Source organism: Sideroxydans sp., from assembly GCF_054604835.1.
In genome coordinates this window covers 347,206-359,429 of the sequence record NZ_JBTSFG010000003.1, presented here as the reverse complement: position 1 = coordinate 359,429, position 12,224 = coordinate 347,206, and the positions used below count along the sequence as shown (strand labels likewise).

9 protein-coding genes and 1 tRNA gene are annotated in these 12,224 nt (G+C 58.3%); all 10 read left to right on the top strand.

The features are described 5' to 3' along the window. On the top strand, positions 1 to 124 hold a 124-nt coding region (locus ACYCZ5_RS07475; RefSeq protein WP_461544172.1), incomplete at its 5' end, for an EF-Tu C-terminal domain-related protein. 60 nt (positions 125 to 184) lie between these two features. Beyond that, positions 185 to 260: transfer RNA gene (locus ACYCZ5_RS07470), tRNA-Trp, on the top strand. A gap of 24 nt (positions 261 to 284) precedes the next feature. Then, the gene (secE, locus tag ACYCZ5_RS07465; RefSeq protein WP_461544159.1) at positions 285 to 632 is read left to right on the top strand and encodes a preprotein translocase subunit SecE; all 348 of its coding nucleotides are present in this window, start codon (positions 285 to 287) and stop codon (positions 630 to 632) included. Then, positions 632 to 1,165: a transcription termination/antitermination protein NusG gene (gene nusG / locus ACYCZ5_RS07460; protein WP_461544158.1), complete on the top strand. Its 534-nt coding sequence runs from the start codon at positions 632 to 634 to the stop codon at positions 1,163 to 1,165. Before secE ends, nusG begins: the two co-directional genes overlap by 1 nt. 88 nt (positions 1,166 to 1,253) lie before the next feature. Then, positions 1,254 to 1,688 carry a 50S ribosomal protein L11 gene (rplK, locus tag ACYCZ5_RS07455; RefSeq protein ID WP_461544157.1) on the top strand — a complete coding sequence of 145 codons (435 nt, stop codon included), beginning with the start codon at positions 1,254 to 1,256 and terminating at the stop codon, positions 1,686 to 1,688. A 2-nt stretch (positions 1,689 to 1,690) separates the two neighbouring features. Continuing rightward, the gene (gene rplA, locus ACYCZ5_RS07450; protein WP_461544156.1) at positions 1,691 to 2,386 is read left to right on the top strand and encodes a 50S ribosomal protein L1; all 696 of its coding nucleotides are present in this window, start codon (positions 1,691 to 1,693) and stop codon (positions 2,384 to 2,386) included. A gap of 240 nt (positions 2,387 to 2,626) precedes the next feature. Then, the gene (gene rplJ / locus ACYCZ5_RS07445) at positions 2,627 to 3,124 is read left to right on the top strand and encodes a 50S ribosomal protein L10 (RefSeq protein WP_461544155.1); all 498 of its coding nucleotides are present in this window, start codon (positions 2,627 to 2,629) and stop codon (positions 3,122 to 3,124) included. A 31-nt stretch (positions 3,125 to 3,155) separates the two neighbouring features. After that, complete coding sequence (gene rplL, locus ACYCZ5_RS07440; protein ID WP_461544154.1) at positions 3,156 to 3,533, top strand: 50S ribosomal protein L7/L12; 378 nt, start codon at positions 3,156 to 3,158, stop codon at positions 3,531 to 3,533. Positions 3,534 to 3,764: 231 nt separating this feature from the next. Next, positions 3,765 to 7,835 carry a DNA-directed RNA polymerase subunit beta gene (gene rpoB, locus ACYCZ5_RS07435; RefSeq protein ID WP_461544153.1) on the top strand — a complete coding sequence of 1,357 codons (4,071 nt, stop codon included), beginning with the start codon at positions 3,765 to 3,767 and terminating at the stop codon, positions 7,833 to 7,835. 33 nt (positions 7,836 to 7,868) lie between these two features. Next, positions 7,869 to 12,086 (top strand): DNA-directed RNA polymerase subunit beta', encoded by a 4,218-nt coding sequence (gene rpoC, locus ACYCZ5_RS07430; RefSeq protein WP_461544152.1) that lies wholly within the window; start codon positions 7,869 to 7,871, stop codon positions 12,084 to 12,086. The last annotated feature ends 138 nt before the right edge of the window (positions 12,087 to 12,224 follow it).

Genomic DNA, 12,224 nt, shown 5'->3' with positions numbered 1-12,224 from the left:
TGACAACGTATCGATCACAGTGAACCTGATCAACCCGATCGCGATGGAAGAAGGTCTGCGCTTCGCGATCCGCGAAGGCGGTCGTACCGTCGGCGCCGGTGTGGTTGCCAAGGTTCTCGAGTAATAGCTGCGATTCTGGCGGGGCGATTCGTCGCTCCGCCCTTGTCGTTTGTAGGGTTTAAATAGGCCAGTAGCTCAATTGGTAGAGTATCGGTCTCCAAAACCGAGGGTTGGGGGTTCGAGACCCTCCTGGCCTGCCAGTTAAAAAAGTAGAACGGACGTAAATGGCTGACAAAATCAAGTTGCTGGTCGCTTTCCTGTTCATCGCAGCAGGGGTGGTCGGCTTTTACGCATTGGGTGATGCTGCGGCAGTGCTGCGCGTCGCCTCGGTGTTGTTCGGCGTATTGGCTGCGGCCGGGGTCTTCTGGACTTCGTCGCAGGGCAAGCGTTTCTTCGGCTTTGCGGGGGATTCTGTTGCCGAGGCCAAGCGCGTGGTATGGCCGACACGTAAAGAGACCATGCAGACCACCGGTGTGGTGATCTTGTTCGCTATCGTCATGGCGCTGTTCCTGTGGGCGGTGGATGCAAGTCTGCTGATGGTCGTCAACAAATTGATGGGACGGGGGGATTGATGGCCAAGCGTTGGTATGTAGTACACACCTATTCGCAATTCGAGAAGAGTGTGCAGCGCGCGCTGCTGGAGCGTATCGAGCGCACTGGCATGCAGGATATGTTCGGCCAGGTGCTGGTTCCGGTGGAAGAAGTGGTCGAGCTGAAGTCCGGCCAGAAAAGCATCAGTGAGCGCAAGTTCTTCCCGGGCTATATGCTGGTCGAGATGGAAATGACCGACGACACCTGGCATCTGGTGAAGAGCCTGCCCAAGGTGACCGGTTTCCTCGGCGGCAGTGCCATGAAGCCTTCCCCGATCTCGCAAAAAGAAGTCGACACCATCATGGAACAGATGCAGGCGGGCGTGGAAAAGCCGCGTCCCAAGGTGCTGTTCGAGGTGGGCGAGTCGGTGCGTGTCAAGGAAGGTCCGTTCACGGACTTCAATGGCATGGTGGAAGACGTGAATTACGACAAGAGCAAGCTGCGTGTCGCAGTAACAATTTTTGGCCGGTCCACGCCGGTCGAGCTGAATTTCGGGCAAGTCGAAAAAGCCTGATCGAGCGCCGGAATTTCCGGCCTGTGTAACGGGGAGCGTATCGGTGTAGTAGCGATATGCGTTTAACCCACTGAAAAGGAGTAGCAACGTGGCAAAGAAAATCGTCGGCTATATCAAGCTGCAAGTACCGGCCGGTAAGGCCAATCCCAGTCCTCCCATCGGACCCGCTCTCGGTCAGCGCGGCCTGAACATCATGGAATTCTGCAAGGCGTTCAACGCGCAGACCCAGGGCGTCGAGCCCGGCCTGCCGATCCCTTGCGTGATCACTGCCTATGCGGACAAGAGCTTCACCTTCGTGATGAAGACACCGCCTGCGACCATTCTGATCAAGAAGGCCGCCGGCATCCAGAAGGGTAGTGCAGTGCCGCACACCACCAAGGTCGGTAATCTGACCCGTCAACAGGCTGAAGACATCGCCAAGACCAAGCAGCCCGACCTGACAGCGGCTGATCTGGATGCGGCAGTGCGCACCATCGCCGGTAGCGCGCGCAGCATGGGCATCACTGTGGAAGGGGTGAAATAATCATGGCAAAAGTTTCCAAACGTTATCAGGCACTCGCCGCGCAAGTGGATCGCACCAAGCTGTATCCATTGGAAGAAGCGCTGGCGCTGGTCAAGCAGACCGCCAAGGCCAAGTTCGATGAGTCCATTGACGTGGCAGTGAATCTGGGCATCGATGCCAAGAAATCCGACCAGCTGGTTCGTGGTTCTGTCGTGCTGCCCAAGGGCACCGGCAAGACCATGCGCGTGGCAGTGTTCGCACAAGGTGCCAAGGCTGAAGAAGCCAAGGCTGCTGGTGCAGACATCGTCGGTTTCGACGATCTGGCCGAGAGCATCAAGGCTGGCAAGATGGATTTCGACGTGGTCATCGCCTCTCCGGATGCGATGCGTATCGTCGGCGCGTTGGGTCAGATCCTCGGTCCGCGCGGTTTGATGCCTAACCCCAAGGTCGGCACCGTAACGCCTGATGTTGCAGGCGCGGTGAAGAACGCCAAGGCTGGCCAGGTGCAATACCGTACCGACAAGAACGGCATCATCCAGTGCACCATCGGTCGTGCATCCTTTGCGCCTGAAGCGCTAAAGGAGAACATGCTGGCCCTGATCGATGCGCTGAACAAGGCCAAACCGGCTTCTTCCAAAGGTATCTACCTGAAGAAGGTGGCGGTCTCCAGCACCATGGGCGTTGGTATCCGTATCGAGCAGGCCAGTCTGGCTGCGTAAGTGATTTGAATCTGATGTCGGGGGAAACCCCGGCGTCATTTGCTCTTTGGACTGCTGGCGTGGCTGGCAGCATCAAAGACCGTAGGTGTCGAAGGCGCAGTCGGCTCTAGACTTAATCGACGGAAGTCTCGTCAACCCACGCAGATGGTGTGCCCGCGAGCAGGAATGGTTGTTTGATTCTCCTGACTTGAGGACGCGGTCGTTAACTCGGGTTTACCCGAAACAAGATGGAGAAAGACTTTGGCTCTTAATCTGCAAGAAAAGCAGGCAGTGGTCGCAGAAGTCAGCGCACAAGTGGCGCAGGCTCAGACCATCGTCGTGGCAGAGTACCGCGGCATCCCAGTTGCTGAAATCACCACCTTGCGTGCGAATGCACGTAACAACGGGGTGTATTTCCATGTGTTGAAGAACACACTGGTGCGTCGTGCAGTACAGGGCACTCCCTTCGAAGGTCTGGCCGATACTTTGGTCGGTCCGTTGGTGTACAGCATCAGTTCCGATGCGGTCGCTGCTGCGAAGGTGGTGCACGAATTCGCCAGGACGAACAGCAAGTTGGTCATCAAGGCCGGTGCTTACAACGGTAAGGTGTTGGATGCGGCTGCAGTTGCTGCGTTGGCAAGCATACCGAGCAAGGAAGTGCTGTTGGCGCAGTTGTTGGGCGTCATGAAGTCGCCGATCACGAGCATGGCAATCGTTTTGAATGCCCTGTCCGAAAAGAAGGCCGGCGCTGCTGCTTAATCAATCAATCACTCAAATTAGGAAGAACAACATGGCATTTGATAAAGACGCATTTTTGGCAGCACTGGACGGCATGTCCGTACTGGAACTGAACGAGCTGGTAAAGGCCGTTGAAGAGAAGTTTGGCGTGTCCGCTGCTGCAATGGCTGCTCCTGCTGCTGGTGGCGCTGCCGCCGGTGGTGCAGCCGCCGCCGAGCAGACCGAGTTCACTGTGACCCTGACCGGCGCTGGTGAATCCAAGGTCAACGTGATCAAGGTTGTGCGCACCATCACCGGCCTGGGCTTGAAAGAAGCCAAGGATCTGGTCGACGGCGCTCCCAAAGTGATCAAGGAAGGCGTAAGCAAGGCGGACGCTGATGCGGTCGCCAAGCAGCTGATCGAAGCTGGCGCAACTGCTGAAGTCAAGTAAGCATTGCGTTGTGTGAAAGGCTGACGGTACTGCCGTCAGCCTTTTGCCGCTTCTGAAAGCGAAACAGAAATAACCGGCTTGAAGCCAGCGGCTAGTGGGCAAAACACCGCTCTTTACCCCCTGTCTTCAACTGTCTCCCGGAAAATCCGGGAGGTATTTGAAAATTGCATCAGGCTTGCGCCATCGGGCGCGAGTTCGCAAACCTAGTTGTCCAACTGTCGTGGAGATTATATGAGCTACTCTTTCACCGAAAAAAAACGCATACGTAAGAGTTTTGCAAAACGCAAAGGCGCTTTGCCGGTGCCCTTCCTCCTTTCCACCCAGTTGGAGTCGTATAGCGCTTTCCTGCAAGCTTGGGCCGCTCCCGAAGCGCGCAAGAACGAAGGCCTGCAAGCCGCTTTCAACTCCATCTTCCCGATCGAAAGCCACAACAAGTTCGCACGTCTGGACTTCGTCAGCTATCAGCTGGGCATGCCGCCGTTCGATGTGCGCGAGTGCCAACAGCGCGGTCTGACCTATGCTTCTCCCTTGCGTGCGCGTGTGCGCCTGACCATTCTGGACAAGGAAGCTTCAAAGCCGACAGTTAAAGAAGTGAAAGAGCAGGAAGTCTATATGGGCGAGATCCCATTGATGACCAACACTGGTTCTTTCGTGATCAACGGTACCGAGCGCGTCATCGTGTCGCAGCTGCACCGTTCTCCCGGCGTGTTCTTTGAGCATGACCGCGGCAAGACCCATTCCTCCGGCAAGCTGTTGTTCTCCGCTCGCGTGATCCCTTACCGCGGCTCCTGGTTGGACTTCGAGTTCGACGCCAAGGACTTCGCCTATTTCCGTATCGACCGTCGCCGCAAGATGCCGGTGACTATCCTGCTCAAGTCTATCGGCTATACGCCGGAAGAGATCCTGTCGGCGTTCTTCCAGTTCGACACGTTCCATTTTGGCAAAAAGGGTATTCAATTCGAAGTGGTGCCCGAGCGTCTGCGCGGCGAGATCGCCCGTTTTGACATCGAAGGCAAGGGCGGCAAGCTGATCGTCGCGCAGGACAAGCGCATCACCGTGCGCCATATCCGCGAGATGCAGGAAGCTGGCATCGACAAACTGTTCGTGGGCACCGATTTCCTGATTGGCCGCGTACTGGCACATAGCGTGGTTGACACAGAAAGTGGCGAGATCATCGCCAATGCCAACGACGAGATCACCGAAACGCTGCTGGAGACATTGAGCCAGGCGGGTATTACCAAGATCCAGACTCTGTACACCAACGAGCTGGATCAGGGTGCTTACATCTCGCAGACGCTGCGTGCCGATGAGACCACCGATCAGTGGTCTGCGCGCGTGGCGATCTATCGCATGATGCGTCCCGGCGAGCCGCCCACTGAGGATGCAGTGGAAGGTCTGTTCAATGGCCTGTTCTTCAATGAAGAACGCTACGACCTGTCGGTCGTCGGTCGTATGAAGTTCAATCGCCGCGTCGGCCGCGAAGAACTGACCGGCGCCTCCACGCTGTCCAACGAAGATATCGTGGACGTGGTCAAGATCTTGGTCGAACTGCGCAACGGCCGCGGCGAGATCGACGACATCGACCACTTGGGTAACCGTCGTGTGCGCGCCGTGGGCGAGCTGGCTGAGAACCAGTTCCGCGTCGGACTGGCACGCGTCGAGCGCGCAGTGAAGGAGCGTCTGGGTCAAGCGGAAGCCGACAACCTGATGCCGCACGATCTGATCAACGCCAAGCCGATCTCGGCTGCAGTGAAGGAGTTTTTCGGTTCTTCCCAGTTGTCGCAGTTCATGGACCAGACCAACCCGCTGGCGGAAGTGACGCACAAGCGTCGTATCTCCGCATTGGGACCTGGCGGTCTGACGCGCGAACGCGCGGGCTTCGAAGTGCGCGACGTGCACCCGACCCACTACGGTCGCGTGTGCCCTATCGAGACACCGGAAGGTCCGAACATCGGCCTGATCAACTCGCTGGCGCTGTACGCACGCACCAATGAATACGGCTTCATCGAGACACCTTATCGCAAGGTGGCTAAAGGTCGTGCGCTGGATGATGTGGATTATCTGTCCGCCATTGAAGAAGGCAAGTTCACCATCGCCCAGGCGAATGCGGAGCTGGACAAGAAGGGCCACTTCACTAATGACATCGTGTCTGCCCGTCAGCACAACGAATTCGTGCTGGCCGAGCCGGAGAACATCGAGTACATGGACGTGGCACCGGCGCAGGTGGTGTCCGTTGCGGCTTCGCTGATCCCGTTCCTGGAACACGACGACGCGAACCGTGCTTTGATGGGTGCCAACATGCAACGTCAGGCGGTGCCTGTGCTGCGCGCAGAGAAGGCGCTGGTCGGTACCGGCATCGAGCGCACTGTTGCGGTCGACTCCGGTACTGCCGTGCAAGCATGGCGCGGTGGTCGCGTGGACTACGTGGACTCCGGTCGTATCGTGGTGCGCGTCAATGACGATGAGACAACAGCCGGCGAAGTCGGTGTGGACATCTACAACCTGACCAAGTACACCCGCTCCAACCAGAACACCAACATCAACCAGCGTCCGCTGGTGCGCGTGGGCGATGTGATCGCCCGCGGTGACGTGGTGGCCGACGGTGCTTCGACCGACATGGGCGAACTGGCGCTGGGCCAGAACATGATGATCGCGTTCATGCCGTGGAACGGCTACAACTACGAAGACTCAATCATGATCTCCGAGCGCGTGGTGGCAGAAGACCGCTTCACTTCCGTGCACATCGAAGAACTGACCGTGATGGCTCGCGATACCAAGCTGGGTACCGAAGAGATCACGCGCGACATCCCCAACCTGTCCGAAGCACAACTGGGCCGTCTGGACGAGTCCGGCATCGTGCACATCGGTGCTGAAGTCGGCGTGGGTGACGTGCTGGTCGGTAAGGTCACACCGAAGGGCGAGACTCAACTGACACCGGAAGAGAAGCTGCTGCGCGCGATCTTCGGCGAGAAAGCATCTGACGTGAAGGATACGTCGCTGCGCGTGAAGGCCGGCATGACCGGTACTGTGATCGACGTGCAAGTGTTCACTCGCGAAGGTCTGCAACGCGACAAACGTGCCCAGCAGATCATCGACGATCAGCTGGAGCGTTACAAGAAGGATCTGGCAGACCAGATGCGCATCGTTGAAGGTGACGTGTTCGCCCGTTTGGAAAAACTGTTGCACAACAAGGTTGCCAACGGCGGTCCAAAGAAGCTGGCCAAGGGTACCAAGCTGAACAAGGAATACTTGACCAGCGTTGAGCATCATCATTGGTTCGACATCCGCGTTGCAGACGAAGCCGTCGCATCGCAGATGGAGCAGATGAAAGAAGGTCTGGCACAGAAGCGTGTCGAATTCGACGCCGCATTCGAGCTGAAGAAGAAAAAACTGACACAAGGTGATGAGTTGCAAGCCGGCGTGCAGAAAATGGTCAAGGTGTACGTGGCTGTGAAGCGTCGTCTGCAGCCTGGTGACAAGATGGCCGGTCGTCACGGTAACAAGGGTGTGGTTTCGCGCATCGTGCCGGTGGAAGACATGCCGCACATGGCCGACGGTACGCCGGTCGATATCGTGCTGAACCCGCTGGGCGTGCCGTCGCGTATGAACATCGGTCAGGTGCTGGAAGTTCACCTGGGCTGGGCCGCCAAGGGTCTGGGCAAGAAGATCGCGGTCATGCTGGAGCAGCAGGCCAAGGTCGCCGATCTGCGCAAGTTCATCGGCAAGATCTACAAGGGCGAGCAGGGCGATGAAGTCGCCGCGCTGACCGACGACGAAGTGGTCGAGCTGTGCCGCAACCTGCGTGCAGGTGTGCCGTTCGCGACGCCGGTGTTCGACGGTGCCAGCGAAGAGGAGATCAAGGAGTTGTTGGCCTTGGCCGACTTGCCGATCTCCGGTCAGATCCAGTTGTATGACGGACGCACCGGCGACGCATTCGACCGCAAGGTCACCGTCGGTTACATGCACGTGCTGAAGCTGCATCACCTGGTCGACGACAAGATGCACGCGCGTTCCACCGGCCCGTACTCGCTGGTCACACAACAGCCGCTGGGTGGTAAGGCGCAGTTCGGCGGTCAGCGCTTCGGTGAGATGGAAGTCTGGGCACTGGAAGCTTACGGCGCGGCCTACATCCTGCAAGAGATGTTGACCGTGAAGTCCGATGACGTGAACGGACGTACCAAGGTCTACGAGAACATCGTCAAGGGCGACCACAAGATCGATGCGGGCATGCCCGAGTCGTTCAACGTGTTGACCAAGGAGATCCGCTCCCTCGGTATCGATATCGATCTGGAACGTCATTAAGACCGCTGCGAATAGAAAACAAGGAGCTACCACATGAAATCAATTTTGGATCTGTTCAAGCAAGTCACGCAAAAGGAAGAGTTCGACGCGATCAAGATCGGTCTGGCTTCTCCCGAGAAGATTCGCTCCTGGTCATACGGCGAAGTGAAGAAGCCGGAAACCATCAACTACCGTACCTTCAAGCCGGAGCGCGATGGTCTGTTCTGCGCCAAGATCTTCGGCCCGGTGAAGGACTACGAGTGCCTGTGCGGCAAGTACAAGCGCCTCAAGCATCGCGGTGTGATCTGCGAGAAGTGCGGCGTTGAAGTCACCCTGTCCAAGGTGCGTCGCGAGCGCATGGGCCACATCGAACTGGCTTCGCCGGTTGCACACATCTGGTTTCTGAAGTCACTGCCATCCCGTCTGGGTATGGTTCTGGATATGACACTGCGTGACATCGAACGCGTGCTGTATTTCGAAGCCTTCGTGGTGACCGAGCCAGGCATGACGCCGCTGAACCGCGGCCAGTTGCTGACCGAGGACGACTACATCGCCAAGATCGAGGAATACGGCGACGAGTTCCAGGCGGTGATGGGCGCGGAAGGTGTGCGCGCGCTGCTGCGTGCGCTGGACGTGCCGTCGGAAGTGGAGAAGATCCGTGCCGAATTGGAAGCCACCGGTTCCGAGACCAAGATCAAGAAATACGCCAAGCGCCTGAAAGTGCTGGAGGCGTTCCTGCAATCCGGTATCAAGCCGGAATGGATGGTGATGGAAGTGCTGCCGGTGTTGCCGCCGGAACTGCGTCCGCTGGTGCCGCTGGACGGTGGTCGTTTTGCGACTTCTGATCTGAACGACCTGTATCGTCGCGTCATCAACCGTAACAACCGTCTGCGCCGCCTGCTGGAACTGAAGGCGCCGGACATCATCGTGCGCAACGAGAAGCGCATGCTGCAGGAGTCAGTCGACTCCCTGCTGGACAACGGACGTCGCGGCAAAGCGATGACCGGTGCCAACAAGCGTCCGCTGAAGTCTCTGGCTGACATGATCAAGGGTAAGGGCGGTCGTTTCCGTCAGAACTTGCTGGGTAAGCGCGTGGACTACTCCGGTCGTTCCGTGATCGTGGTGGGCCCGCAACTGAAACTGCATCAGTGCGGTCTGCCCAAGAAGATGGCGCTGGAACTGTTCAAGCCATTCATCTTTGAGCGCCTGGAAAAAATGGGCCTGGCTACCACCATCAAGGCCGGCAAGCGCATGGTCGAGGCGGAAGAGCCTATCGTGTGGGACATCCTGGAAGAAGTCATCCGCGAACATCCGGTGATGCTGAACCGCGCGCCTACGCTGCACCGTCTGGGTATCCAGGCTTTCGAGCCTATCCTGATCGAAGGCAAGGCCATCCAGCTGCATCCGCTGGTTTGTACCGCGTTCAACGCCGACTTCGACGGTGACCAGATGGCCGTTCACGTGCCGCTGTCGCTGGAAGCGCAGATGGAAGCGCGCACACTGATGCTGGCTTCCAACAACGTGCTGTCGCCCGCCAACGGCGAGCCGATCATCGTGCCGTCACAGGATATCGTGCTGGGTCTGTACTACATGACGCGCGAGAAGGTCGGCGCGTTGGGCGAAGGCGCGATACTGGCGGACGTGTCCGAAGTATTGCGTGCCTATCGTTCCGGTCATGTCGATCTGCAAGCAAAGGTGCAGGTGCGCATCAAGGAAGTGGTGAGCAACGAGGCGGGTGAGAAAGAAGACAAGTTCACGCGTTACGAGACCACTGTCGGTCGTGCCATCCTGTCCGAATTGCTGCCGGCTAACCTGCCGTTCAGTTTCGTGAACAAGGCGCTGAAGAAGAAAGAGATCTCGCGCCTGATCAACGTCAGCTTCCGCCGTTGCGGTCTGCGCGACACTGTGATCATGGCCGACCAGCTGATGTACACCGGTTTCGCGTATGCGACACGCGCCGGTATCTCCATCTGTGTGGATGACATGCTGGTGCCGCAACAGAAGAACGCACTGATCGGCGCAGCCGAGAAGGAAGTGCACGAGATCCATACTCAGTACACCTCGGGTCTGGTGACACAGGGCGAGCGCTACAACAAGGTAGTGGACATCTGGGGCCGTACCGGTGACCAGGTCGCCAAGGCCATGATGGACCAGTTGGGTGTCGAGCCTGTGCTGGACCGTGCCACCGGCGAAGCAGTCACCGACAAGAAGGGTAATGTGGTGACGCAGGAGTCGTTCAACTCCATCTACATGATGGCCGACTCCGGTGCGCGTGGTTCCGCTGCGCAGATCCGTCAGTTGTCCGGTATGCGTGGCCTGATGGCGAAGCCGGACGGCTCCATCATCGAGACGCCGATCACCGCGAACTTCCGCGAAGGTCTGAACATGCTGCAGTACTTCATCTCGACGCACGGTGCCCGTAAGGGTCTGGCCGACACCGCGTTGAAGACTGCTAACTCCGGTTACCTGACACGCCGCCTGGTGGACGTAACGCAGGATCTGGTGGTGATCGAAGATGATTGCGGTACTGAGAACGGCCGCTCCATGAAGGCGCTGGTCGAGGGCGGTGAAGTGATCGAGGCCTTGCGCGAGCGTATCCTCGGTCGCGTGATCGCCGCCGATGTGGTCAATCCCGAAACGGGTGCGACACTGTTCGAAGCCAACACCCTGTTGGACGAAGACATGGTCGAGCAGATCGAGACACTGGGTATCGACGAGGTGCGCGTGCGCACGCCGCTGACCTGCGAGACCCGTTACGGTCTGTGTGCCAAGTGTTACGGCCGCGACCTGGGTCGTGGCGGCCTGATCAACGTGGGCGAGGCAGTCGGCGTGATTGCCGCGCAGTCCATCGGTGAGCCGGGTACCCAGTTGACGATGCGTACCTTCCACATCGGTGGTGCGGCATCGCGTACCGTGGTGGCCAGCCAGGTCGAGAGCAAATCCAGCGGTATCATCAAGTACAGCGATAACATGCGTACCGTGACCACCGCTAGCGGCGGTCTGGTGGTGGTGGCGCGTTCCGGTGAGGTGATGGTGACCGACGAGCACGGACGCGAGCGCGAACGCCACAAGGTGCCTTACGGTGCCAACCTGGCGGCGCGCGAAGGCGAGACCTTGAAGGCCGGTTCAATACTGGCAAGCTGGGATCCGCACACCCGTCCGGTGATCACGGAATACGCCGGTCAGGTGCGTTTCGAAAACGTGGAAGAAGGTTCTACCGTCGCCAAACAGATCGACGAAGTGACAGGCCTGTCCACATTGGTCGTTATCGATCCGAAGCGTTCCACTTCGACCAAAGGCGGCCGTCCGCTGGTGCGTCTGCTGGATGACGCGGGCAATGAGATCAAGATCGCCGGTACTGATACAGCTATCTCGGTCGCGTTCCAGATCGGCTCCATCATCACGGTGGAAGACGGTCAGCATGTGGGTGTGGGTGATGTATTGGCCCGTATTCCGCAAGAGTCTTCCAAGACCCGCGACATCACCGGTGGTCTGCCGCGTGTGGCCGAGCTGTTCGAGGCGCGTTCGCCGAAGGATGCCGGCATGTTGGCCGAAGTCACCGGCACTGCGTCGTTCGGCAAGGAGACCAAGGGCAAGCAGCGTCTGGTCATCACCGATACGGACGGCGTTGCGCACGAGTTCCTGATCCCGAAAGAGAAGCACGTGCTGGTGCACGACGGTCAAGTGGTGAACCAGGGCGAGATGATCGTGGACGGCCCGGCCGATCCGCACGACATCCTGCGTTTGCTGGGTATCGAGGCGCTGGCACGTTACATCACCGACGAAGTGCAGGACGTGTACCGTCTGCAGGGCGTGAAGATCAACGACAAGCACATCGAGGTGATCGTGCGTCAGATGCTGCGTCGTGTGCAGATCGTCGATGCAGGCGAGACCAACTTCATCCTGAACGAGCAAGTCGAGCGCGCAGAACTGCTGAACGAGAACGAGCGTGTGACAGAGTTGGGCAAGCAGACAGCAAGCTTCAACTACATGTTGCTGGGTATCACCAAGGCCTCGCTGTCTACCGATTCCTTCATCTCCGCAGCTTCCTTCCAGGAAACCACGCGTGTGTTGACCGAAGCGGCCATCATGGGCAAAAAGGACGAGTTGCGCGGTCTGAAGGAGAACGTGATCGTGGGACGCCTGATCCCGGCAGGTACGGGTCTAGCCTATCACAACACGCGCCGCAAGCAGCGCCTTGGTCTGGACATCGCGGAAGGTGCGGGTCTGGAAGCGCTGGAAAGCGGAGCCGAAGCCCAGGAAGGGGTGTAGTTTCCTTGACAGGCGGGTGTTACATCAATAGAATGCGCGGTCTTTTTGGTCCGCGCGATTCTGTTGTGTGGGGCACGCGCCCTGTCTTGCGGCTCAGTTAATTAGGTAAGTATCGATTTAATAACCAAAAGTTTTCAG

Excerpts from the sequence above, each read along its gene's own strand:
- secE (WP_461544159.1), top strand. The coding sequence starts at position 285 with ATGGCTGACAAAATCAAGTTGCTGGTCGCTTTCCTGTTCATCGCAGCA.
- nusG (WP_461544158.1), top strand. The coding sequence starts at position 632 with ATGGCCAAGCGTTGGTATGTAGTACACACCTATTCGCAATTCGAGAAG.
- rplA (WP_461544156.1), top strand. The coding sequence starts at position 1,691 with ATGGCAAAAGTTTCCAAACGTTATCAGGCACTCGCCGCGCAAGTGGAT.
- rplL (WP_461544154.1), top strand. The coding sequence starts at position 3,156 with ATGGCATTTGATAAAGACGCATTTTTGGCAGCACTGGACGGCATGTCC.
- rpoB (WP_461544153.1), top strand. The coding sequence starts at position 3,765 with ATGAGCTACTCTTTCACCGAAAAAAAACGCATACGTAAGAGTTTTGCA.
- rpoC (WP_461544152.1), top strand. The coding sequence starts at position 7,869 with ATGAAATCAATTTTGGATCTGTTCAAGCAAGTCACGCAAAAGGAAGAG.